The sequence below is a fragment of the Cupriavidus sp. H19C3 genome, assembly GCF_049393815.1.
Taxonomy (GTDB): domain Bacteria; phylum Pseudomonadota; class Gammaproteobacteria; order Burkholderiales; family Burkholderiaceae; genus Cupriavidus.
In genome coordinates, this window is sequence record NZ_CP184985.1 from 1,068,762 (window position 1) to 1,092,739 (window position 23,978).

At 66.7% G+C, this 23,978-nt stretch carries 23 protein-coding genes, 1 tRNA gene and 1 pseudogene; 15 read left to right on the forward strand and 10 right to left on the reverse strand.

All coding sequences use genetic code 11. The annotated features are described in order from the left end of the window. The first annotated feature begins 129 nt into the window (after positions 1-129). From DFLDMN_RS04795 to DFLDMN_RS04850, 12 genes are all read left to right on the forward strand, one after another. Entirely contained in the window at positions 130-519 is a 390-nt protein-coding gene (locus tag DFLDMN_RS04795; protein ID WP_423197345.1) for an MbcA/ParS/Xre antitoxin family protein, read from the forward strand. Beyond that, the gene (locus DFLDMN_RS04800; RefSeq protein ID WP_423197346.1) at positions 479-1,216 is read left to right on the forward strand and encodes an RES family NAD+ phosphorylase; all 738 of its coding nucleotides are present in this window, start codon (positions 479-481) and stop codon (positions 1,214-1,216) included. Before DFLDMN_RS04795 ends, DFLDMN_RS04800 begins: the two co-directional genes overlap by 41 nt. 182 nt (positions 1,217-1,398) lie before the next feature. After that, positions 1,399-1,475: transfer RNA gene (locus DFLDMN_RS04805), tRNA-Met, on the forward strand. Positions 1,476-1,801: 326 nt separating this feature from the next. Then, positions 1,802-2,242: a hypothetical protein gene (locus DFLDMN_RS04810; RefSeq protein ID WP_423197347.1), complete on the forward strand. Its 441-nt coding sequence runs from the start codon at positions 1,802-1,804 to the stop codon at positions 2,240-2,242. Positions 2,243-2,344: 102 nt separating this feature from the next. Continuing rightward, the gene (locus tag DFLDMN_RS04815; protein WP_423197348.1) at positions 2,345-2,929 is read left to right on the forward strand and encodes an NUDIX hydrolase; all 585 of its coding nucleotides are present in this window, start codon (positions 2,345-2,347) and stop codon (positions 2,927-2,929) included. A gap of 4 nt (positions 2,930-2,933) precedes the next feature. Next, on the forward strand, positions 2,934-3,680 hold the full coding sequence (gene aat, locus DFLDMN_RS04820) for a leucyl/phenylalanyl-tRNA--protein transferase (RefSeq protein ID WP_423197349.1): 747 nt from the start codon (positions 2,934-2,936) through the stop codon (positions 3,678-3,680). A 178-nt stretch (positions 3,681-3,858) separates the two neighbouring features. Beyond that, entirely contained in the window at positions 3,859-4,686 is an 828-nt protein-coding gene (locus DFLDMN_RS04825) for an arginyltransferase (protein WP_423197350.1), read from the forward strand. 175 nt (positions 4,687-4,861) lie between these two features. Beyond that, positions 4,862-5,893, forward strand: coding sequence for a quinone-dependent dihydroorotate dehydrogenase (locus DFLDMN_RS04830; RefSeq protein WP_423198320.1), 1,032 nt, complete (start codon positions 4,862-4,864; stop codon positions 5,891-5,893). A 266-nt stretch (positions 5,894-6,159) separates the two neighbouring features. Further along, positions 6,160-7,137: an ABC transporter substrate-binding protein gene (locus DFLDMN_RS04835; protein ID WP_423197351.1), complete on the forward strand. Its 978-nt coding sequence runs from the start codon at positions 6,160-6,162 to the stop codon at positions 7,135-7,137. A gap of 178 nt (positions 7,138-7,315) precedes the next feature. Then, positions 7,316-8,212, forward strand: a complete 897-nt coding sequence (locus DFLDMN_RS04840) for an ABC transporter permease (RefSeq protein ID WP_423197352.1) — start codon at positions 7,316-7,318, stop codon at positions 8,210-8,212. Between the two features lies 1 nt (position 8,213). Further along, entirely contained in the window at positions 8,214-9,008 is a 795-nt protein-coding gene (locus DFLDMN_RS04845) for an ABC transporter ATP-binding protein (protein WP_423197353.1), read from the forward strand. 120 nt (positions 9,009-9,128) lie between these two features. Beyond that, positions 9,129-10,013, forward strand: coding sequence for an alpha/beta fold hydrolase (locus tag DFLDMN_RS04850; RefSeq protein WP_423197354.1), 885 nt, complete (start codon positions 9,129-9,131; stop codon positions 10,011-10,013). 22 nt (positions 10,014-10,035) lie between these two features. Here DFLDMN_RS04850 and DFLDMN_RS04855 read toward each other — a convergent pair whose 3' ends face one another. Genes DFLDMN_RS04855 through DFLDMN_RS04865 form a run of 3 tightly spaced genes read right to left on the reverse strand, consistent with a single transcriptional unit; the run spans position 10,036 to position 12,464 of the window. After that, positions 10,036-10,302: a hypothetical protein gene (locus tag DFLDMN_RS04855; RefSeq protein ID WP_423198321.1), complete on the reverse strand. Its 267-nt coding sequence runs from the start codon at positions 10,300-10,302 to the stop codon at positions 10,036-10,038. 8 nt (positions 10,303-10,310) lie between these two features. Further along, a complete protein-coding gene (locus DFLDMN_RS04860; RefSeq protein WP_423197355.1) occupies positions 10,311-11,723 on the reverse strand; it encodes a LutB/LldF family L-lactate oxidation iron-sulfur protein in 1,413 nt (470 codons plus the stop codon). A 15-nt stretch (positions 11,724-11,738) separates the two neighbouring features. Then, on the reverse strand, positions 11,739-12,464 hold the full coding sequence (locus DFLDMN_RS04865) for a (Fe-S)-binding protein (protein ID WP_423197356.1): 726 nt from the start codon (positions 12,462-12,464) through the stop codon (positions 11,739-11,741). 213 nt (positions 12,465-12,677) lie between these two features. Between DFLDMN_RS04865 and DFLDMN_RS04870 the strand changes: the two genes are divergently transcribed. Then, complete coding sequence (locus DFLDMN_RS04870) at positions 12,678-13,502, forward strand: IclR family transcriptional regulator (protein ID WP_423197357.1); 825 nt, start codon at positions 12,678-12,680, stop codon at positions 13,500-13,502. Between the two features lie 123 nt (positions 13,503-13,625). Continuing rightward, on the forward strand, positions 13,626-15,038 hold the full coding sequence (locus DFLDMN_RS04875; protein ID WP_423197358.1) for an FAD-binding oxidoreductase: 1,413 nt from the start codon (positions 13,626-13,628) through the stop codon (positions 15,036-15,038). Positions 15,039-15,129: 91 nt separating this feature from the next. On the opposite strand, the gene pbpG is transcribed toward DFLDMN_RS04875, so the two are convergent. The 5 genes and pseudogenes from pbpG to DFLDMN_RS04900 all read right to left on the reverse strand — a co-directional run. Continuing rightward, a complete protein-coding gene (pbpG, locus tag DFLDMN_RS04880; protein ID WP_423197359.1) occupies positions 15,130-16,332 on the reverse strand; it encodes a D-alanyl-D-alanine endopeptidase in 1,203 nt (400 codons plus the stop codon). A gap of 293 nt (positions 16,333-16,625) precedes the next feature. After that, positions 16,626-17,345, reverse strand: coding sequence for a nitroreductase (locus DFLDMN_RS04885; RefSeq protein WP_423197360.1), 720 nt, complete (start codon positions 17,343-17,345; stop codon positions 16,626-16,628). A 1-nt stretch (position 17,346) separates the two neighbouring features. Continuing rightward, positions 17,347-17,802, reverse strand: a complete 456-nt coding sequence (locus DFLDMN_RS04890) for an acyl-CoA thioesterase (protein WP_423197361.1) — start codon at positions 17,800-17,802, stop codon at positions 17,347-17,349. Positions 17,803-17,814: 12 nt separating this feature from the next. After that, complete coding sequence (locus DFLDMN_RS04895) at positions 17,815-18,672, reverse strand: DMT family transporter (RefSeq protein WP_423198322.1); 858 nt, start codon at positions 18,670-18,672, stop codon at positions 17,815-17,817. Positions 18,673-18,829: 157 nt separating this feature from the next. Further along, positions 18,830-19,855 (reverse strand): annotated as a pseudogene (locus DFLDMN_RS04900) (histone deacetylase); the annotation flags it as partial. Positions 19,856-20,446: 591 nt separating this feature from the next. Here DFLDMN_RS04900 and phaP1 point away from each other — a divergent pair. Then, the gene (gene phaP1, locus DFLDMN_RS04905) at positions 20,447-21,028 is read left to right on the forward strand and encodes a TIGR01841 family phasin PhaP1 (protein WP_423197362.1); all 582 of its coding nucleotides are present in this window, start codon (positions 20,447-20,449) and stop codon (positions 21,026-21,028) included. Positions 21,029-21,515: 487 nt separating this feature from the next. On the opposite strand, the gene lpdA is transcribed toward phaP1, so the two are convergent. Together lpdA and DFLDMN_RS04915 are read right to left on the reverse strand one after the other, a co-directional pair. After that, positions 21,516-23,303, reverse strand: coding sequence for a dihydrolipoyl dehydrogenase (gene lpdA / locus DFLDMN_RS04910; RefSeq protein ID WP_423197363.1), 1,788 nt, complete (start codon positions 23,301-23,303; stop codon positions 21,516-21,518). A 36-nt stretch (positions 23,304-23,339) separates the two neighbouring features. Further along, positions 23,340-23,939: an MFS transporter gene (locus tag DFLDMN_RS04915; protein WP_423197364.1), complete on the reverse strand. Its 600-nt coding sequence runs from the start codon at positions 23,937-23,939 to the stop codon at positions 23,340-23,342. Positions 23,940-23,978 lie beyond the last annotated feature (39 nt).

A 23,978-nucleotide genomic window follows, 5' to 3' on the forward strand; every position in this document is an offset into this window, starting at 1 on the left:
TCGGACACGGTGGACACGGGCTCATAGGCGGCGCCGACCTCAGAAGCTCCTTCCCTTCTGAAACGGGCTGCCTATAATGTTTCTGAAGAAACAAACGCACAGGCAGGCGCGGAGGCAGGAGCAGAGGCGATGCAACCGAGGCAGATTCCGGAGTCAGATCCCACCGCCGGGCCCGATCCCGGCACCACGTTGACTAAGGCCGTGATGCGCGCGGCCGGCTTTCTCGGCATCAGCCAGGCCGTAGTGGCCAGCGTGCTCGGCATCAGCACCGCCTCGGTGTCGCGCATGGCTTCCGGCGGCTACATCCTCGACGCCCATCGCAAGGAATGGGAGTTCGGCGTGCTGTTCGTGCGCCTGTTCCGCTCGCTCGATGCCATCCTTGGCCATGACGAACAGGCCCGCCTGTGGCTGACTCACGATAACCTCGCGCTGGGCGGCAAGCCGCTCGAACTGATCCGCACCACCGAAGGTCTCGTACGTGTCGTTCACTACCTGGACGCCACCCGCGGTCGCATCTGAGCGCCAGCCGTTCGCGCTCACGCTGTGGCGGGCGGTAGAGGCCCAGCATGTGGTCTCGACCATGCCGCTGGTCGACAGCCTCGACGAGCAGGCCGTGCTCGAGCGCGTGCTCGATGCCGGCAAGCCGCAGGTTCCCGCCGATGCGCGCACCCTGCACTACCTGATCTTTACGCCGTTCCGTTATCCCCCCTCGCCATGGGGCTCGCGCTTTCGCGCCGCGCAGGACCCCGGCGTGTTCTACGGCACCGCCGAGATTCGCACCGCTTGCGCCGAGCTTGGCTACTGGCGCTGGCGCTTTCTGCTCGACAGCCCCGCCCTGCCGCGCATCGATGCCCGCGCGCAGACCCTGTTCCAGGTGAGCGTCCGCACCGAGGGCATCGCACTCGATGCGTCACCATTCGCGCAAGACGCCGCGCAGTGGACCGATCCCGATAACCACGCGCCGTGCCAGGCCTTTGCTCGCGTGGCCCGCGAGGCAGGCCTCGGCATGATCCGCTATACCTCCGTGCGCGACCCCGCGCATGGTCCGGCCGCCGCAGTGCTGACGCCGCGCGCCTTCGATCAGCCCAACCCGCTCGCCACCACCACATGGATGCTGACCGTGCGGCGCGATCGCGTGATCTGGCAACGCGACGATCTGCAGCAGCGCGACAGCTTCGAATTCGAAGCCGCACAGTGGCAACGCACGGCCGCATGAACCTCGCGCGCGCAATGCGATCCAAGCAGAGGTTGAGCAGTGGAACATTGCGTGCGCAGGTCACGCATGGAGCGCCCACCGAGCGCCCACGCACCACCCCGATCTACGCGAGTCTGGCGCGCGCATGGAAAGTCGGTGTTGCAATGCGCAATCGATTGTCATATACTCTCAGCTTCGACGGACGCGGGGTGGAGCAGTCTGGCAGCTCGTCGGGCTCATAACCCGAAGGTCGCAGGTTCAAATCCTGCCCCCGCAACCAATCGCCAACATCGTCGTCGAACCATCAAACCCGCTGCTTCAGCGGGTTTTTTGTTTTGCGCCTTTTTTTGCGATGCCTTTTTTGCGACGCCCTCCTCTCCCTCGGTTTCGCGCGGCGTATTCGCTCCCCCGCTCATTTCTTTTCTCCCGCCTGCTCGCTTCTCCGCGGTCACCCGCTGACTCCCTCCCGCCGCGCAATATCTGCACCCATGCCGGTGCGAGTTGCAACCCCGCTCCGTAAAGTGGCGCACCGCACGTCCCACGCGCGGGAATGAGTCTTGCGCAAGTCATGGCTCCATCACTCACTTGGCAAACGGAGAGACGATCATGACGACACGCAAGACGATGGCAATCTGGATGACCTGCGCCATGCTGGCGAGCGGCACGGCCTGGGCCCAAGGCGGCGGGGGCGGTGGCGGCGCGGGGGGCGCGGGCGGCGGCAGCGCCGGCACGGGCACCGGCATGGGCGGCGCGCCGGGCACCAGCTCCGGCTCGGCCACCGGCACCACGGGCCCCGGCGATACTCCCGCAACCGCCGCCCCTGGCACCCGCTCCGGCAAGCAACCGGGCATGACACGCGACTCGTCGCGCGACATGCGCCGCAACGGCACGCACGACGGGCGCACTAGCGGCAGCAGCGGCACCCGCAGCGGCAGCGGGCAGATGGGCACGGCGCCGGGCACCACCCCCGGCACGACCCCTGGCAGCACCATGCCGGGTACCACACCGGGCGGCACCATGCCGGCCCCAGGCAGCAGCGGCCGCTGATGGCGGCGCCAGCCGATACCGGCGCCTGACGCCGGCTATCGGCACGCGGGGCAACGGTCGGCGCGGTGATACACTTGGCGCCATTCCTCCCGGACGCCCCTCATGAAATTCTGCTCGAACTGTGGTCATGCGGTCGTGTTGCGCGTGCCTGATGGTGATAACCGCCCGCGCAGCGTGTGCGACAACTGCGGCACCATCCATTACGTCAATCCGCGCAATGTCGTAGGCACCATTCCGGTCTGGGAAGACAAGATCCTGATCTGCAAGCGCGCGATCGAGCCGCGCTATGGCTTCTGGACGCTGCCCGCGGGCTTCATGGAAATCGGCGAGACCACCGCCCAGGCCGCGGCGCGCGAAACGCTCGAGGAAGCCGGCGCGCGCGTGCGGATCGGCGAGCTGTTCTCGATGCTCAATGTGCCGCACGTCCACCAGGTCCACCTGTTCTATCTCGCGCAGCTCGAGGACCTCGACATCGCGCCCGGCGAGGAAAGCCTGGAGGTCAAGCTGGTCGAGGAAGCCGATGTGCCGTGGGACGAGCTGGCCTTTCCGACCGTGATCCATACCCTGCGCAGCTTCTTTGCCGACCGCGCCGCCGGCCGGCTGGCCGATGGCAGCTTCCGGCTGCACAGCCTCGACATCGACAAGCCGATGCGGCCGCTGACGAGCCGCGCCACCGTCACCCCCTGACGGCATGATCACCTGGCTGGACCCGCAGGACCCGTTTCCGCCGGTCGAGCGGGCGCTGGGTCCGGACTCGGACGCTCCCGGCCTGCTCGCGGCCAGCCGCGAGCTCACGCCGCAGCGGCTGCTGCTGGCGTACCGCCAGGGCATCTTTCCGTGGTACTCCGAAGGCCAGCCCGTGCTGTGGTGGAGCACCGATCCGCGCATGGTGCTGCCACCCGAGGCGCTGCGCGTGTCCACCACCCTGCGCAAGACCCTGCGGCGCGTGCTGCGCGATCCCGATTGGGAAGTGCGCGTCGACGACGACTTCCTGGCGGTGATGCGCGCCTGCGCGATGACGCCGCGCGACGGCCAGTTCGGCACCTGGATCACCGACGAGATCGTCGCGTCCTATGGCGCGCTGCACCGCAACGGCCTCGCGCACTCGGTCGAGACCTGGTACCGCGGCGAGCGCGTGGGCGGTCTCTATGGCGTGGCGCTGGGGCGCATGTTCTATGGCGAGTCGATGTTCGCGCACCGCACCGACGCCTCGAAGATTGCGCTCGCCGCGCTATGCGCGTTCCTGGTCCGGCACGGCGTGCGCATGATCGATTGCCAGCAGGAAACCGAGCATCTCGCCTCGCTGGGCGCGCGCCCCATCGCGCGCGCCGAGTTTCTTGCGCATGTGCGCGTGGCCACCGCGCAGCAGGACATCGCGCCGTGGAACTTCGACAAGGGCGTGCTCGCGCACTGGGCCTGGGCCACCGCGCCAACCTGACTCCCCCCGGCGCGCGCCGCGCGCCCGAACTGCGCACGTCCGCCCGCGAAAGCCCTCGACCTGAGCCCGGAAGGCTCTGATAGACTCCATCCAGGCACACTTTCCGACCGGGATCTCCCGGTCCATTTCCGGTGGTCCTTTTCTGGCGGTCTTCCCCCGGGGGGCCGCGCCCGATGCCATGAGCAAGCTCAAGGAACTTCCGCTTTCCGCGCTGCAGTTTTATGCAACGGCGCCGTATGCCTGCAGTTACCTCGACGGCCGCATGGCCCGGTCCCAGGTGGCCACTCCCGCGCATCTGATCAACGCCGATGTCTACTCGCGCCTGGTGCGCGCCGGCTTCCGCCGCAGCGGCATCTTCACCTACCGCCCCTATTGCGACGAATGCCATGCCTGCACGCCGTGCCGTGTGCTGGTCGACCAGTTCCGCCCCGACCGCAGCCAGCGCCGCGCCTGGCGGCAGCACGGGCACCTGCAGGCGCTGGTGGCTCCCCTCACCTACGTGGAAGAGCATTACGCGCTCTATCTGCTGTACCAGTCGATGCGTCACGCCGGCGGCGGCATGGACCAGGACAGCCGCGACCAGTACGAGCAGTTCCTGCTGCAGAGCCGCGTGAACTCGCGTCTGGTCGAGTTCCGCGAGCCGCCGGGGTCGCCCGAAGCGGGACGGCTGCGCATGGTCAGCATGATCGATGTGCTCGACGACGGCCTGTCGTCGGTCTACACGTTCTACGACCCGCTCGAGACCGGCGCCAGCTACGGCACCTACAACATCCTCTGGCAGATCAACCAGACGCGCGAGTTGGGCCTGCCGCACCTGTACCTCGGCTACTGGATCGCCGACAGCCGCAAGATGGCCTACAAGGCGCGCTTCCGTCCGCTGCAGGTGCTGACAGGTAACCAGTGGCAGGCATTCGAGCCGCCCGCCGCGGTGCGCGAGACGCCTACCGCGACGGACACGGCCGAGGACCCGCCCGCCCCCCGCGGGATTAGCGCGCACGGGAGCTGAGCGCCCCCCACGCCCGGCCACGGCCCAGCCATGGCCCACACCCATGGCCCACCCATGCGCCGGGCCTCAAGGCCAACGGCGCGGGCCCCATGTCGCGCACGGTGCGCGCATGCCGCCACGTTACAATGCCGCCCTGATTCCGACTCCCAGGCGGCCACGGCCGCGCCCCCCTCACGTGCTCAACGCGCTCTATCCCCTGTTCCGCCCCGCCCTGTTCTCGATGGACGCGGAGGATGCCCACCATTTCACGCTGAACAACCTGCTGCGCGCGCAGCGCATGGGGCTGGCCGGCTGCCTCGGCAACCGCATCGCCGACAACCCGCGCACCGTGATGGGCGTGCGCTTTCCGAACCCGGTCGGCCTGGCCGCCGGCCTCGACAAGGATGGTGCCTATATCGACGGCCTGGCCGCGTTCGGCTTCGGTTTTATCGAAGTAGGCACGGTCACGCCGCGCGCGCAGCCGGGCAATCCGCGCCCGCGCATGTTCCGCCTGCCGCAGGCCGAGGCGCTGATCAACCGCATGGGCTTCAACAACGGCGGCGTCGATGCCTTCGTGGCCAACGTGCGCGCCTCGCGCTGGAAGGCCGAGGGCGGCGTGCTGGGGCTCAATATCGGCAAGAACGCCGATACGCCGATCGAGCGGGCCGCCGACGACTATCTGTACTGCCTGGAGCGCGTCTACCCGCACGCGAGCTACGTCACCGTCAATATCTCGTCGCCCAACACCAAGAACCTGCGCCAGCTGCAAGGTGCCAGCGAGCTCGATGGCCTGCTGTCGACGCTCAAGAGCGCGCAGCAGCGCCTGGCCGACCAGCATCGGCGCTACGTGCCGCTCGCCTTGAAGATCGCCCCGGATCTCGACGACGACCAGGTGCGCAATATCGGTGACGCACTGGTACGCCACGGCATCGACGGCGTGATCGCCACCAACACCACGATCTCGCGCACCGCGGTGCAGGGCCTGCCCCATGCCGACGAAGCCGGCGGCCTGTCGGGACGCCCGGTGTTCGAGGCCTCGACGCGTGTGGTGCGCGCGCTGCGCGCCGTGGTGGGCGAGGCGGTGCCGATCATCGGCGTGGGCGGCGTCTTCAGCGGCGCCGACGCACGCGCCAAGATCGAAGCCGGCGCGCAGCTGGTGCAGGTCTACAGCGGATTGATCTATCGCGGCCCGGCCCTGGTACGCGATTGCGCAAACGCACTGCGCTGAGCAGCGGGCGCCACGGCGCCGTGCCGGATCGATGCCGAAATCGGCAATCCGGCGCAATATACTGCGCCTGGCGCCTCACCCGAGGGCAAGATTCAGCACGATATGCCGCGCCGCCGCATTAAAACGGGGCCCGGCGTGCGCCGAAAATGGTATCCTCGCAGGCTTCCCGTCGTGGCATCCGCCACGGCCGTGCCGCGCCTGTCAGGCTGGTTCACGGCACCCTTCCTGCAATCCTGAGATCCCATCCTTCGGGGGAGAACAATTACATGCTGCGTCTCAAGGCATCTGCCCATTCCCAAACCCTCCTCGGCGGCGCGCTGGCGCTGGCGCTGCTCTACGGCGGCGCCGTGCAGGCCCAGACCGTCAAGGTCCTGTCGATCGTCGACCACCCGGCCCTCGACGCCATCCGTGACGGCGTGCGCGACGAGCTGAAGACCGCCGGCTACGACGCCGACAAGAACCTGAAGTGGGAATACCAGAGCGCGCAGGGCAATACCGGCACCGCCGCGCAGATCGCGCGCAAGTTTGTCGGCGACCAGCCCAACGTGATCGTCGCCATCGCCACGCCCTCGGCCCAGGCCGTGGTGGCCGCCACCAAGAGCGTGCCGGTGGTCTACTCCGGCGTGACCGACCCGGTGGCCGCGCAACTGGTCAAGGGTTGGGGCCCGTCGGGCACCAACGTGACCGGTGTCTCGGACAAGCTGCCGCTGGACAAGCAGGTGGCGCTGATCCGCCGCGTGGTGCCCAAGGCCAAGACCGTGGGCATGGTCTACAACCCGGGTGAAGCCAACTCGGTGGTGGTGGTCAAGGAACTGAAGGACCTGCTGGCCAGGCAGGGCCTGACGCTCAAGGAAGCCGCCGCGCCGCGTACCGTGGATATCGGCCCGGCCGCCAAGAGCCTGGCCGGCAAGGTGGACGTGATCTACACCAACACCGACAACAACGTGGTGTCGGCGTACGAGGCCCTGGTCAAGGTGGCCAACGAATCGAAGATTCCGCTGGTGGCGGCCGATACCGACAGCGTCAAGCGTGGCGCCGTGGCTGCGCTGGGCATCAACTACGGCGACCTCGGCCACCAGACCGGCAAGGTCGTGGTGCGCATCCTGAAGGGCGAAAAGCCGGGCGCGATCGCCTCGCAGACGTCCGATAAGCTGGAACTGTTCGTCAACACCAGCGCGGCCGAGAAGCAGGGCGTGACGCTGGCGCCGGAACTGGTCAAGGAAGCCAAGACCGTCATCAAGTAAGGCTCCGGCCGCCGCCGTCGCGGCCCGGGACCCCGGGAAGCGGCGCCACGGATACGACGGCGGCCACCCGCCTCGCGCGGCCCGCGCCGACACGATCGGCGGGCCGCGTGGACACGGTTCCGGCGTCGCGCCCTACCCCGCGCGACGCGCGTGCCGGACCCCGCAACAGGATTTCCTCATGTCCCTCTTCTCGCTTCTGGGTGCCCTGGAGATCGGCCTGATCTTCAGCCTCGTAGCCCTCGGGGTGCTGATCTCGTTCCGCATCCTCAATTTTCCGGACCTGACCGTCGATGGCAGCTTTCCGCTCGGCGGCGCCGTGGCGGCCACGCTGATCTCGGCCGGACAGGACCCGTTCCTGGCCACCGCCGCGGCCATCGTCGCGGGCGCGCTGGCCGGCTTTGTCACCGGCTGGCTCAATGTGCGGCTCAAGATCATGGATCTGCTCGCCAGTATCCTGATGATGATCGCGCTGTACTCGGTGAACCTGCGCATCATGGGACGTCCCAACGTGCCGCTGATCACCGAGCCGACGCTGTTCACGATCCTGCAGCCGGAATGGATGCCCGACTATGTCCTGCGTCCGCTGCTGCTGCTCGTGGTGGTAGTGGTGGCCAAGGTCGGCCTCGACTGGTTCTTCTCGTCGCAACTCGGCCTGGCCATGCGCGCCACCGGCGCCAACCCGCGCATGGCGCGCGCGCAGGGCATCGCCACCGGCCGTGCCACGCTGGCCGGCATGGCGCTGTCGAACGCGCTGGTCGCGCTCGCGGGCGCACTGTTCGCGCAGACCCAGGGCGGCAGCGATATCTCGATGGGTATCGGTACCATCGTGATCGGGCTGGCCGCGGTGATCATCGGCGAGACCATCCTGCCGGCACGCCGGCTGGTGTGGGTCACGCTCGCGGTGGTGCTCGGCGCCATCCTCTACCGCTTCTTTATCGCGCTGGCGCTGAACAGCGATTTCATTGGCCTCAAGGCCCAGGACCTGAACCTCGTCACGGCCGCGCTGGTGACGCTGGCGCTGGTGCTGCCGGCCACGCGCAAGAAGCTGTTTGCGCGCAAGAACGGAGGTGCCTGACATGCTGCGTGCACAAGACCTCAAGCTCACCTTCAATCCCGGCACGCCGATCGAGACGCGCGCGCTGCGCGGCCTGAGCCTGGAGATCCCGAGCGGCCAGTTCGTTGCCGTGATCGGCTCCAACGGCGCCGGCAAGTCGACCTTTCTCAATGCGATCAGCGGCGACCAGATGGTCGACGCGGGCCGCATCCTGATCGACGAGACCGATGTCACGCGCCAGCCGGCGTGGGACCGTGCGCACCTGGTGGCACGCGTGTTCCAGGACCCGATGGCCGGCACCTGCGAGGCGCTGACGATCGAGGAGAACATGGCGCTGGCGATGGCGCGCGGTTCGCGCCGCGGCTTTCGCGCGGCACTCAACAAGGCCTCGCGCGAACTGTTCCGCGACAAGCTGCGCCTGCTCAATCTCGGCCTGGAGAATCGCCTGACCGATCGCATCGGCCTGCTCTCCGGCGGCCAGCGCCAGGCCGTGAGCCTGCTGATGGCATCGCTGCAGCCATCGCGCATCCTGCTGCTCGACGAACATACCGCCGCGCTCGATCCCAAGACGGCCGCGTTCGTGCTGGAACTGACCGCGCGCATCGTCGAGGAAAGCCGGCTCACCACGATGATGGTCACGCACAGCATGCGCCAGGCGCTGGATTACGGCCAGCGTACCGTCATGCTGCACCAGGGCCAGGTGGTGCTCGATGTTTCGGGCGAGGCGCGCAAGGGGCTGGATGTGCCGGACCTGCTCAAGATGTTCGAGCAGACCCGGCACGAGCAGCTCGACGACGACGCCCTGCTGCTCGGCTGACCCGCGGGACGGGGCGGGCGCCAACGCCTGCCTGCCAACGCCTGCCTGCCAACGCCTGATGGTTCGCGTCGGGCGGTTTTCCTTTGGCAAAGAACCGTTGCGCGGCGAAAGGGGCGCGCCGTGAGTGCCGCTAGCATGGGCCGTGTCCGCTTTATTGGCGAGAAGGCCCGCATGCCCAACCCCTATACGCTCAATACGTCCCACGGCGCCATCGCGGTCGAGGAATCCGGTCGCGGCGACCTGCCCGTCCTGCTGATCCACGGCAACTCGTCGTGCCGAGGCGTGTTCCGGCACCAGATGCACGGCCTGCTGGCCGATCATTACCGCTTTATCGCCTTCGACCTGCCCGGCTGCGGGCAATCGGCCAATGCCATCGATCCCATCCGCACCTATACGCGTCCGGGCTTTGCCGATGCCGCGCTGGAAGTGCTGGCCCGGCTCGGGGTCGACGAGGTGGTGCTGTTCGGCTGGTCGCTCGGCGGGCATATCGCGCTGGAAATGGCCGCGCAGTTCCGCGGTGTGCGCGGCATCATGATCTGCGGCACGCCACCGGTCGGCCGCGACATGTCGGTCGGCTTCCAGCCCGCGCCGCATATGAGGCTGGGCAGCCAGCAACAGTTCACGCCCGAAGATATCGATACGTTCGGGCATGCCATCTTCGGCGACAAATTTGCGCCATTCCTGCGCGAGGCCCTTGCGCGGGCGGACGGGGTTGCGCGCAAGACCATGTTCGAGGCGGCGCGGGCCGGTGCCGGTGTCGATCAGCGCTGGGTGGTCGAGAACCTGCCGGTGCCAGTGGCCGTTGTGAATGGCGCCGACGATCCGTTCCTGCGGCTCGACTACCTCGACAGCCTGGCCTACGCCAATCTGTGGGAAGACCGCTGCATCCGTCTGCCCGGCGCGCGGCACGCGCCGTTCTGGGAAGCGCCGGAGGTTTTCAATCCGGTGCTCGCGCGGTTCCTGCGCGATATCAGCGAGGTGAGGCGCGCCGCCGCCCAGGCTTGATGGCGATGCGGCGGTGGGCATCTCACATCGTTGCCGCCTTGTCGAGCCAGCGCCGCAACTGATCGGTCACCGCGGTACTCGAGAACGAGCAGCTGTCCTGCGCAAACGCCGCCGACATCTCCAGGCGCCGCAACAGCTCCTCCATCGCCTGCCCGAACACGGGCGGCAGCGTCAGCGAGGGTGCCGCCCCCCGCCATGCCGCGATCAATGCCGTGACCGGCTGCGCGCCCGCCACGTGCTGGTCAAGCGCGGCGCGCATGGTCGCCAGCGTTTCCGCATTGCTCCCCATATCGCCGCTCATGCGCGTACCCTCCGCTCCTTGTACAGCTCGCGGAACGTCCGTCCGCTCGGCGCCGGCATATCGCGCGTCTCGGTCCAGCCCTTGCCCGCCATCGGCAGACTCGCGATCAGGCCGCTGCGGCCGCCCAGGCGCGACAGCAGGCGCGCGCCCACGCGCGTGGCGAATGCATAGAGTCCGGGGCGGCGCGCCATATAGCCCCATACCTGCAGCGCCATGCGCTCCTGCCATGGCCGCAGGCCGCGCTCCATCTGCTTCTCGCGCAGCTTGCGCAGCAGGTCGGAGAGCGGGATCGAGGCCGGGCACACGCGGTTGCATTCGCCGCAGAGCGTGGCGGCCTGCGGCAGGTCGACGGCATTGGCCAGGCCGACGTAGCTCGGCGTGAGCACGCTGCCCATCGGGCCGGGGTAGACCCAGCCATAGGCATGGCCGCCGATCTTCTGGTAGACCGGGCAATGGTTCATGCACGCGCCGCAACGGATACAGCGCAGCATCTCCTGGAATTCGCCGCCGATAAGACCGCTGCGGCCGCCGTCGACCAGCACGAAGTACATATGCTCGGGACCATCGCGCTCGCCTTCGGCACGCGGACCGGTCAGCAGCGAGAAATAGTTGGAGATGGCCTGCCCCGTGGCCGAGCGTGGCAGCAGGCGGATCACGGTGGCCAGGTCTTCCAGCGTTGGCAGTACCTTCTCGATGCCGGTCACGGCCACATGCACGCGCGGCATGATGGTGCACATGCCTTCGTTGCCCTCGTTGGTGACCACCGCCACCGAGCCGGTTTCCGCGATCACGAAGTTGCCGCCCGTCACGCCCATGTCCGCCGACAGGAATTCGGGCCGCAGCACGCCACGCGCCTCGCGCGTCATCTCCGACACATCGGTCAGGCGCGGCTTGTTGTGGACGCGTGCAAACAGGTCGGCAATCTCTTCCTTGTCCTTGTGGATCACGGGGGCGATGATGTGCGACGGCGCCTCCGCATCGTTGATCTGCAGGATGTATTCGCCGAGGTCGGTCTCGACGCTCTGCACGCCCATCTCGCCCAGCACCTGGTTCAGGCGCATTTCCTCGGTCACCATCGACTTGCTCTTGATGACCTTGCGCACGCCGTGCTTCTGCGCGATCTCGGCCACCAGCCGGGCCGCGTCGGCGGTGGTTTCCGCATAGAGCACGGTGGCGCCACGCCGGGTGGCGGCCTCCTCGAAGGTGGTCAGCCAGACATCGAGGTTCTCCAGCGCGCGGTCGCGGCGCTCCTTGAGCGCGGCGCGCGTGGCATCGAAGTCGATCGCCTGGATCGCCTCGGCACGCGCCGTCACGAACTTGGTCGAGAGCTTCTTGAGGTTCTGCTGCAGGCGCTGGTCGGCCAGCTTCTGGCCGGCGCGCGCCTTGAATTCCATGCTGTGGACTTGCATCGTGGGCTCGTCTGGTTATGCGTCGCCGGCCAGGACCTGCGCGATATGCAGCACGCGCGTGCGGGTGTCGCCCGAGCGGCGCAGCCGTCCTTCGATATTGAGCATGCAGCCGAGGTCGCCGAGGACCACCGCGTCGGCGCCGCTGGCCTGGATATTGGCGCATTTCTCGTCGACGATGGCCGTCGAGATATTGCCGTACTTGACCGAGAAGGTGCCGCCAAACCCGCAGCACGCCTCGCAGTTGTTCATCTCGGTGAGCGTCACCCCGGGCAGCTTGCCGAGCAGCGCGCGCGGCTGCTGCTTGACGCCGAGCTCGCGCAGGCCGGAACAGGAGTCGTGATAGGTGACGTGGCCGGCAAAACTGGAATCCAGCGTCTCGATCCGGGCAACGTTGACGAGGAAGTCCGTCAGTTCGTATACGCGCTCGCGCAGGCGCTCGTAACGGCCATGCAGTTCGGGATCGTCGCGCAGCAGGTCCTGGTAGTGCTGGCGGATCATGCCGCCGCACGAGCCCGAGGGCACCACCACGTAGTCGAACATCTCGAACTCGCGCAGGAATTTCTCGGCCAGATCACGCGATACCGCGCGCTCGCCCGAGTTGTAGGCCGGCTGGCCGCAGCAGGTCTGCGCCTCCGGCACCATCACGTCGTAGCCGGCATTTTCCAGCAGCTTCAACACGGAGAAGCCGATCTCCGGTCGCATGAGGTCCACCAGGCAGGTGGCGAACAGGCCGACTCGCATCGTTTTCCTTTTCCAGACCCAAAACCTGGCAATTATGCCGCGCCGCCAGCCGCGCGCGGCTCAAGTTGTTCAGCCCGCGGCTCAATCCTGCTCATCCGGGTATCGCCCGCCATATGGACTTCGCACGGATTTGGTACGTTTCACCTATTGAAATTTTCACGATGCGAGATAGAATCGGTCAACCGCTTAATTTGCCGCATGGCAACATTTCCCATGGCAGAAGCAGACAAGTCTCCTGGCAAGACATCGATCCAGGTCATCGAACGCATGATGACACTGCTCGACGCGCTCGCCCAGCATGCCGATCCGGTCAGCCTGAAAGAGTTGTCGCTGGCCACCGGCCTGCACCCCTCCACCGCTCACCGCATTCTCAACGACATGGTGGCGTGCCGCTTCGTGGACCGCTCCGACCCGGGCAGCTATCGCCTCGGCATGCGGCTGCTGGAGCTCGGCAACCTGGTCAAGGCGCGCCTGTCGGTGCGCGATGCGGCGCTCGCGCCGATGCGTGCACTGCACCGCGTGACGGGCCAGACGGTAAACCTGTCGGTACGCCAGGGCGACGAGATCGTCTATATCGAACGCGCCTACAGCGAACGCTCGGGCATGCAGGTGGTGCGCGCCATCGGCGGCCGCGCGCCGCTGCACCTGACCTCGGTGGGCAAGCTGTTCCTCGCCGCCGATGAAGCCGTGCGCGTGCGCAGCTACGCTACCCGCACGGGCCTGGCCGGTCATACGCGGACCTCGATCACCGATCTGCCCAAGCTCGAACGCGAGCTGAACTGGGTGCGCACCAACGGCTATGCGCGCGACAACGAGGAGCTCGAACTCGGCGTGCGTTGTATTGCCGCAGGCATCTACGACGATTCGCGCCGCCTCGTGGCCGGACTGTCGCTGTCGGCACCGGCCGATCGCCTGCAGGACAGTTGGCTGCAGAACCTCAAGGACACCGCGCTGCAGATCTCGCGCGGCATGGGGTATGCGACCGATGGCCCTGGCGCGGGCAGTGGCAATGCCTCCGCGCACCACGCCGCTGGCTGAGCCTGCCCCCATCGCAGGGGCGTCCCTCACCCGGGCGCCCCGTTTGCGTTATCCGTCTTCCTTTCCTGGCGCCTTCCTTTCCTGGCGCCTTCCTTCCTAGCGCCCTCCTTCCCGCGTCCATCCATGTCCAGCTCCGCCTTTGCCACCCGACTGACTGAAGCGCTCGGTCCCGATACCGTCCTCACCGGCGCCGACGATATCGCCCCCTGGCTCGCCGACTGGCGCGGCATGTATCGCGGCCAGGCCCAGGCGGTGGTACGGCCGCGCACGGTGGAGGCGGTGTCGCGCTGTCTGGCGCTATGCCAGGAGGCGCACGTGCCCGTGGTGCCGCGCGGCGGCAATACCGGGCTGTGCGGCGGCGCCACCCCGGACGGCAGCGACGCCAATGTGGTACTGAGCCTTGATCGCATGAACGCGATCCGCTCGCTCGACACCATCGCCAATACCATGGTCGCAGAGGCCGGCTGCATTCTCGGCAACCTGCGCCGCGCCGCCGCGGACGCCAACCGCCTGCTGCCGCTGTCGCTGGCGGCCGAGGACTCGTGCCAGATCGGCGGCAACCTGTCGACCAACGCCGGTGGCGTCAATGTGGTGCGCTACGGCATGACGCGCGAGCTGGTACTCGGCGTGGAGGCGGTGCTGCCCGATGGCGAGGTGTTCCATGGCCTGCGCACCCTGCGCAAGGACAACACCGGCTACGACCTCAAGCAGTTGCTGATCGGTGCGGAAGGCACCCTCGGCGTGATCACCGCCGCGTCGCTGCGGCTGTTTCCGCGCACCGATACGCGCAGCGTGGTGCTCGCGGCAGTCGCGTCGCCGCGGCAGGCGCTGGAACTGTTCGCGTTGCTGTTCGAGCGGTGCGGCGCGCGCGTGCAGGCCTACGAGTTCTTTACGAGTGCCTGCGTGGATCTCGTGCTCGCGCATGCCGAGGGGGTGCAGGAGCCGTTTGCGCAACGCTACCCGGCCTATGTGCTGATGGAACTGGCCGACAGCACCGACGAAGCCGCGCTCAACGGGTTGCTCGAACAGGTCATCGGCGACGCGCTGGAACGCGAGCTCTGCCTCGATGCCGCGGTATCGGCCTCGCTCGCGCAACTGCAGGCGCTATGGAAGCTGCGCGAGGAAATTTCCGAAGCGCAACGTGCGGACGGCCCGCACCTCAAGCACGACATCTCGCTACCGATCGAACAGATCCCCGCCTTCATGACCACGATGGAAGCGCGCCTGCGCGCGCAGAACGCGGACATCCGCCCGTTCATCTTCGGCCATTTCGGCGACGGGAACCTGCACTACAACCTGTCGCGTCCGGCCGGCGCGGCGCGCGACTGGGCCACGCGCCACGGTGAGGCGCTGACCGCCGAGGTACTCGACGAAGTGGTGCGCTATGGCGGCAGCATCAGCGCCGAGCACGGCATCGGCCAGCTCAAGCGCCATGCCTTCCTGGAGACCAAGGACCCGCTCGAGCTGCGCCTGATGCGCGAGATCAAGCGCGCCTTCGACCCGGCCGGGATCATGAACCCGGGCAAGCTGCTGTAAGTCGCGCGCCGGCAAGCGCGCCTGGCTCGCCATAAAAAAACGCGCCGTGGGCATCCAGCCCCGGCGCGTTTCCAATCGGCTGCGGCGATCGTCAGATGCCGCGTGCCTGCTGCGAGACCAGGACTGCGTGCGGCACGCCAGGGCCCTGCGTAAGGTTTGGAGAGCTCGGGAACGCGTGCGGCGCCGGCACCGACGGCGAATGCTCCAGCCAGTCACGCACGCGCGTCGCATCGGCAAAGCGCGACAGCTTGCCCACCGAGTCCAGGAACACCATTACCACGTTGCGGCCATTCACGCGCGCCTGCATCACCAGACACTGACCCGCTTCCGAGATAAAACCGGTTTTCTGCAGGCCGATGTCCCAGTTGCCGCCCCGCACCAGCCGGTTGGTGCTGACGTAGTGCAAGGGACGGCCCAGCACGTTCACTTCATGTTCGGTCTGCGTCGAATACTCGCGGATGGTCGGATTGCGATAAGCCGCGTTGACCAGGCGCACCAGATCCATCGCGCTCGACACATTGCTGCTCGACAGGCCGCTCGAGTCGACGAAGTGGCTGTCGTTCATGCCAAGTTCGCGGGCCTTGCGGTTCATCGCCGACACAAAGGCGGGCAGCCCGCCAGGATAGCTGCGGCCCAGCACCGACGCCGCGCGGTTCTCCGACGACATCAGCGCCAGCAGCAGCAGTTCCTGCCGCGTGAGCTGGGTACCGAAGCGCAGGCGCGAGCTGCTGTGCTTCTCGGTGTCGCGGTCTTCCTCGGTGATCGTCAGCACCTCGTCCATCGGCAGATGCGAGTCCATCACCACCAGCGCGGTCATCAGCTTGGTGATCGACGCAATCGGCAGCACCGCGGTCGGATTCTTCTGGAACAGGACTTCGTTCGAGCTCTGGTCCATCACCAGCGCCACCGACGAGCGCAACGCCAGCGCGTCCTCGGTATCGCGCAGGCCCATCGCCTCGCCCAGTGACGGCTTGGCCGGCACGAACGCGGCACGGACCGGCGCCGCGCGTTGCGCGACCACGTGGCGCTTGCCATGGCGGAGCACGATCACCTTGCGCGTGGACGTGCCCGCCTCTTTCGCGGCAGCCACTTTTTTGGAGGATTTGGAGGCTTTTACGGTCTTCTTCGCGGATTTGCCGCTAACTTGCGAGGATTTCGACTTAGCGGCAGCATCCGCCACCGGCACGGCCAGCAGCGACACGCTCACCAGTGCGGCAGTCGCAAGGCGGGTCAGGGGCGAAGGGCCGAAAGCGGGTCCGAAAAATCGGGAAATAAGGAAATCGGTCCGGAACATGATTCTTCTGTGCAGCGCGGCATCAGGATGGCGCTAGTTTAGGAAAGAAAGAAATTGTTAGCAAGATTAAAGACTTACGGAGGCTCGTTAAAGTTCGATTCACAAACATTTCCGCAATGCGAGAAATGCGCCTGATACTCCATATCGACTTGCCGGCACCTGCGTTGTTGCACGTACCGACCACCCCGGCTGCCCTTCGATGACTATCGATGCACGTGACAGGATGGTTACGCCATGTCTTCATATCGGTTGGCGCGAGCTGAAATTGAATCTCCGGCGAGCGCCCGGAAACGTCAGGAAAGGAAACGCGCGAACCCGCTGACCGGTTCACGCTCCGTGATCAGCTGATTTTCAATCGCTTCCGGATTGGCATAGCCCAGCGCCATGCCGCATACCACCATCTCGTCCTCGGTCAGCCGCAAGTGGTTGCGGATGATGCTGTGGAATTGCGTGAAGGCCGCCTGCGGACAGGTATCGAGCCCCCGTCCGCGCGCAGCTACCATGATGCTCTGCAGGAACATGCCGTAGTCGAGCCAGCTGCCCTGCTCCATGATCCGGTCGATCGTGAAGATCATTCCCACCGGCGCGTCGAAAAACTGGAAGTTGCGCGCATGCTGTTCGTGCATGCGGGCCTTGTCCTCGCGGCTGATCTGCAGCAGGCCATACAGATCCCAGCCGATCTTGCGCCGGCGCGCGAGATAAGGATTGACCCACTCGCGCGGATAGTACGGATACTCCTCGCGATACTTGCTGTCACGCTCGGGGTCGTCGTAGGCCGCCAGCACATCCGCGCACAGCCTCGCCTTGGCATCGCCCGACAGCACATACACGCGCCACGGCTGGGCATTGGTGCCCGATGGCGCCCGGCTCGCCACCGTGAGGATTTCCTCGATGGTTTCGCGCGGCACCGGCGTATCGAGAAAGGCGCGGATCGAGCGGCGCGTGACAATGGCGCGGTCGACGATTCCGGCGTCCGTCTGGCTGTCCTGCGCGGTGGGCATGGCACTCGTCATGCTAGCGGGTCTCCTTGTTGGTGTTGGTCATGACCAGTCGCTCGAGCGCCGTCCGCAGCGCCGGCGGCAACGCCGTCGGACGACGCGTCTCACGGTCGACATAGACGTGCACGAAGTGCCCTTGCGCCGACGCGACGTCCTCGTCGTTGCGGAACAGGCCCACCTCGTAGCGCACGCTCGACGTGCCGATGCGCGCAACCCGCAGCCCCGCGACCACCGTGTCGGGAAAGCTTAGCGACGAAAAATAGTTGCACTGGGTCTCGATCACCAGCCCGATGACCTGGCCCGCGGCAAAATCGAGCACGCCTTCCTCGATCAGGTGCGCGTTGACGACGGTATCGAAATAACTGTAGTAGACAACGTTGTTGACGTGGCCATACACATCGTTATCCATCCAACGCGTGGTGATCGGATGGAAGTGCGCATACGCACCGCGGCGGTCCGGTTCGGCTTTCATCGAGGATGGCATTCAGCGTCGGATCACAAGGGCCACACCCACCGCAGCAAGCGCCATGCCTGCCGCCGCGAGCGGCGAGAAACGCTCGCCGAACAGCAGCCAGGCCATCACCGCGGTGGTAGGCGGGGTCAGATACATCAGGCTCGAAACCTTGGTGGCGGCGCCCTGCCGGATCAGCAGGAACAGCAGCGAGATCGCCCCGATCGACAGCGCGACCACCGACCATGCGAGCGCGCCGACCAGCTCCAGGTCCCAGTGCACCACGCGCGTCTCGAAGGCAAACATGAACGGCAGGCACGCGAGTGCCGCTGCACCGAACTGGATGACCGAGCCCATGCGCAGGTCGAACACCGGGCAGAAATGCTTCTGGTAGAGCGTGCCGATGGTGATGGAGAACAGCGCGGCGACGGACAGCGCGAGACTGGCCGGCGACAACCCGGTGGCATGGAGCTTGTTGGCCACGACCAGGCCCACGCCGACGATGCCCAGCATCAGCCCCGCCCACTGCACCGGATGCACGCGTTCGCCCATGCGCGTGACGATGAGCGCGGTCAGCACCGGCTGCATGCCCACGATCAGCGCGGACAGACCCGCCGGCATGCCGAGCTTGATGGCCGCCCAGACGCCGCCGAGATAACCGGCCTGCAGGAACAGGCCCGCCACCGCGAGATGGCCGACACGGCGCCAGTCGGTGCCGGCGCCATGCGCGCGTTGCGGCAACGGCACGCGCGCCACGATCACGAACGGCACCATCAGCACCAGCACGCCGACAAAACGCAGAAACAGCAGTGTCATCGGCTCGGCATGCGGCATGCCGTACTTGGCGACGATAAAACCGGTGCTCCAGATCAGCACGAACAGCCACGGCATGGCGGCCACCCACAGCCGCCCGCCGGCGGAGGCGCGCGTCTCCACGACCGTGGCACCCGGGGCGGTCACGACGCCGCCTCCGCGCACGCGGCGGGCACCCCCGCCGGGGTGCCGGCAGGTTGCGACGCGCGCCAGGGTGGCGCTGCCGATACAACTGGTGATAGCGGGCCGCCATCGTTACGGTCTGGAGGTGCACGGCCACGGTATTCTCGATCTCGTGGCCATAGCCGCCCGCCATGGCGACGGCGATCGGCAGGTCGCGCGCGAGCCCGGCCTCGAACACCAGCGCATCGCGCCGGGCCAGTCCCTGCATCGTCAGGCGCAACCGGCCCAGGCGATCGCCCTCATGCGGGTCGGCCCCGGCCAGATAGATCAGCAGGTCGGGGGTAAAGCGCGCGAACAGCGTAGCGAGCGCGCCGGAGAGCGCTTCCGCGTAGGTATCGTCGTCGCAACCGTCGGGCAGGCCGACGTCGAGATCGCTCGCTTCCTTGCGGAACGGATAATTCTTCTCGCCATGGAGCGAGAGCGTAAAAATGGTGGGATCGTCGCGCAGGATCGCCGCGGTGCCGTTGCCCTGATGGACATCGAGGTCGATCACCGCGACCCGGCGCACGCGCGCCCGCTCGGGCGCCCCGCCCCGCTCCCGGTCGCCAGCCCCGCCTGCCCCGCCTGCCCCGCCTGCCCGACAGTTGGCCCGATCCTCGGTCCCTGTGCCGGTCCCTGTGCCGGTCCCTGTGCCGGTCCCGTGACCGGCCCCGTCGCGCTGCAGCGTGCGTGCGGCGATGGCTGCGTCGTTGAACACGCAGAAGCCGGCGCCCTTGTCGGCGTAGGCATGATGGGTGCCGCCGGCCAGATTGACGGCGATGCCTTCGGCAAGCGCCACGCGACAGGCGGCGATGGTGGCACCGGCCGACCGGCGCGAACGCTCCACCATCTCCGGCGACCACGGAAACCCGATCTCGCGCTGGCGCGCGGGGTCCAGCGCGCCAGACGATACCGCCGCGATGTAGTCGGCGGTATGCGCAAGGCCGAGCGCCTCGTCATCGGCGCGCGGCGCCTCGCGCAAGGCAATGTCTTCGACTCCGGCCATCACGGCGTCACGCAGCATGCTGTACTTGCGCATCGGAAACCGATGGCCGGGCGGCAGCGGCAGGACAAAGTGATCGGCGTAGAAAGCGAGCATCGGCTGGAGACGGAGGGTAGCGCGTGGGCAGTGCATGCCGGCGCGGCACGGGCGCGGTCCGGCCACGCACAGTGGCCGCACCATGGGACCCCACCCTGGGATGACCGGGCCCCGCGCGGCGGCAGGATAACGTGCGATGGTAGCACCGTCGCCGTGCGCACGCGGAAAGGCATGGAAACACCTTTGCCTTCCCGCACCGCGGCATCACCGATCGGCCGATCTTGATAGGGAGATACCCTGAGGCGAACGCCCTCAGGTGGCGAGCCGTGCCTTTTCAGAGGAGATTTCCGCACGATTTATTGTGCGACGCACAAAAAGCGCTTGACTCCAATGAGACAACCCTTAGAATTGGAATTGTTGCGGCGCACCATGGTTATCCGGAGGTTACCCCGAAGGTCCGAAGGACCGAAGGCAGGCCCCCTTCCAAGGTGCCGACGCAAAGGTTAAATCAATACGCTCGGGCTGGCTGCGAAAAGCCGCAGGTGATACCGCGGACTTCACGGCTCTGACATCTGGGCGACTTAGTTTTCAATTTGCTTGACCTTGAAGTTTGCATCTTCGAGCTCACCACTTCACCACTGGAGACCAGCAATGATTCTCACCCCGGAACAAGTAGCAGCAGCGCAAAAAGCCAACCTGGAGACCCTGTTCGGTCTGACCACCAAGGCCTTCGAAGGCGTTGAAAAGCTTGTTGAACTGAACCTGCAGGTGGTCAAGGCCACGTTTGCCGAGAATGTCGATAACGCCAAGAAGGCGCTGTCGGCCAAGGACGCGCAGGAGCTGCTGGCCATCCAGGCCTCGCTGGTCCAGCCGGTTGCCGAGAAGACCCTGGCCTACACGCGCCACCTGTATGAAATCGCCTCGGAAACCCAGAGCGAGTTCACCAAGGTTGCGGAAGCCCAGCTGGCCGAAGGCTCGAAGAAGGTGCAAGCCCTCGTCGACAACTTCGCCAAGAACGCACCGGCCGGTTCGGAATCGACCGTGGCCATCGTGAAGTCGGCCATCTCGGCCGCCAACAACGCCTACGAGTCGGTCCAGAAGGCCACCAAGCAAGCTGTGGAAATCGCCGAAAGCAATTTCCAGGCTGCCGCGACCGCCGCGAGCAAGGCTGCCCAGCAAGCCAGCGCCACGGCCCGCAGCGCCGCCAAGAAGTCGGCCGGCGCCCCGGTCTGATCGCACGGCATCGCTAGCTGTACCCGCAACCGGCTCCGGCCGGTTGCCCCCAACGACCGGCCTGGCGCCGGTCCGTTGGCAAAGCCCACCGCGCATGACACATCATGCATGACGCATCGCCATGCGGCGCGCTTTGCCAACGGGATTCAAACCTGGGATTCAAACCTGGGATTCAAACCTGGGATTCAAACCTGGGATTCAAACCTGGGATTCAAACCCGGGATTCAAACCTGGGATTCAAACCTGGGATTCAACCCCTGGGAGTCGACACAGAGGCTCGACACAGAGGCTCGACACAGAGGTGTCGACACTGCGGCTGACACTGCGACCCCGTACCCCTGTCTCCTCGGTACCGAATCTGAAGGTATCGTTCAAACCCGGCGTCCCAACGGACCGCCGGGCTTTTTTTTGCTTCTTCGCAGCGTTCCGGCGCTGCTTTCCGCGCGTTCGTCGTCAGCCCCTCGCCACGCGGACGAGGGGTTGACGCTTAGCGCTTGCGCGGCGGGGGAACGTCCGTGCAGACGCCTTCGTAGATCTCGGCCGCCATGCCGATCGACTCGCCGAGCGTCGGGTGCGGATGGATGGTCTTGCCGATATCGACCGCATCTGCGCCCATCTCGATCGCCAGGCAGATCTCGCCGATCAGGTCGCCGGCATGGGTGCCGACGATGCCGCCACCGATGATGCGATGGGTTTCCTCATCGAAGATCAGCTTGGTAAAGCCCTCGTCGCGGCCATTGGCGATGGCGCGGCCGGACGCCACCCACGGGAACACGCCCTTGCCGTACTTGATGCCCTGCGCCTTGCACTGGTCTTCGGTCAGGCCGGCCCAGGCCACCTCCGGATCGGTATAGGCTACCGACGGAATCTGCCGGGCGTCGAAGTACGCCTTCTCGCCATGCGCAGCTTCGGCGGCCACGTGGCCCTCGTGCACGGCCTTGTGCGCCAGCATGGGCTGACCGACGATATCGCCGATCGCATAGATATGCGGCACGTTGGTGCGCATCTGCTTGTCGACCTCGATAAAGCCGCGCTCGGTCACGGCCACGCCAGCCTTCTCGGCGCCGATCTTCTTGCCGTTGGGCGTGCGGCCCACCGACACCAGCACGAGGTCGTAGCGCACCGGGTCCTTCGGCGCGGCGTCGCCCTCGAACTTCACGTAGATGCCATCCGGCTTTGCTTCCACGCCGACGGTCTTGGTCTTCAGCATCACGTTGTCGAAGCGATGCTTGTTCATCTTCTCCCACACCTTGACCAGGTCGCGGTCCGCACCCTGCATCAGGCCGTCGAGCATTTCCACCACGTCGAGACGCGCGCCGAGCGTGCTGTAGACGGTCGCCATTTCCAGCCCGATGATGCCGCCGCCGATGACGAGCATCTTCTTGGGAATCTCGGGCAGGTCCAGCGCACCCGTCGAGTCGAAGATGCGCGGGTCTTCCGGAATGAACGGCAGCTTCACGGCCTGGCTGCCGGCCGCGATGATGGCCTTCTCGAAACGGATGACGGTCTTCTTGCCCGTGGTCGCCGCGCCGTCGCCGTCGGTCTCCTGCACCTCGAGGTGGTGCGGGTCGAGGAAGGTGCCGATGCCGCGCACGACCTGCACCTTGCGCGCCTTGGCCATGCCGGCCAGGCCGCCGGTCAGCTTGCCGACCACGCTGTCCTTGTACTGGCGCAGCTTGGGCAGGTCGATCTGCGCCTCGCCAAACACCACGCCATGCGCCGCCAGCGCCTTGGCTTCGTCGATCACGGCCGCGTTATGAAGCAGCGCCTTCGACGGAATGCAGCCCACGTTCAGGCACACGCCGCCGAGCGTGGCATAGCGCTCCACCAGCACGGTGTTCATGCCCAGGTCGGCCGAGCGGAAGGCCGCCGAATAGCCGCCGGGGCCCGAGCCCAGCACGAGCATCTCGCACTGGATATCGGCGCCACCCGCATGCGTGGCGGCAGCGGGAGCCGCGGTCGGGGCCGGCGCTGCCGCCGCGGGGGCCGGCGCAGGCGCGGGCGCAGCGGCCGGAGCCGGTGCCGCAGCCGCGCCGGCAGCGGCTTCCAGCGTGCAGATCACGGCGCCCTTGGCCACCTTGTCGCCGACTTTGACGCGCACCTCGACCACCTTGCCGGCGGCCGACGACGGCACGTCCATGCTGGCCTTGTCCGACTCGAGGACGATGAGCGACTGCTCTTCTTCCACCGTGTCGCCGGGCTTGACCAGCACCTCGATTACCTCCACCGCGTCGAAATCGCCGATATCCGGCACCTTGACTTCGGTCACACTCATGCTTAGCTCCTCAATGCGCGCCGCCCCGCCACGGGGTCAGGCCGCGCCTTCGTTGTGGGTTGCCGCGTCCTGCAGGCGGACGACATGGACATCGATCGGTCCCGCCGAACTCTTGTCGAACTCCACGCCCGCATCGACGCCGATACGCGCGATCTCGCCGGCGCCAAGGTCGGCACGGTCGTACACCGCGTGCATCGCGCCGAGCGCGTAGTTGCGTCCCGAGCCGATGCCCCAGAAGCGGTCGAACGAAAACACCTCGCGGTACGAGTACACGCCGTAAATGCCGTACGGATTGGCGATCAGGCAGACGATCTGCGACGACTCGTAGGGATCGTCCTCGTCTTCCTTGGTATTGATGAAGTATTCCGACTTGAGCCGCTCATGCACCTTGAGGAAGGTGCGGAACACATCGTCGCGCGAACCGAGCCGGCATTCCTCGCCCATGCCCGCCAGCAGGCTGCGCATGACGGGAAAATGCGCGGTGGTACCCGCCAGCGCGACAAAGCTGTCGCCAATCGGAAATACTTTCTGGTTGCGCTCGTAGGCGCGCGACAGACGGGTATCGCCGAAGGTGACCAGCGCGTCGGCCGCGATCGCCACCTCGGCGCCTTTCCTGACGACAACGCAGGTAGTCATGGCTGGCCTCCGGAATCGGGTATCTGCGCGAATGCGGCG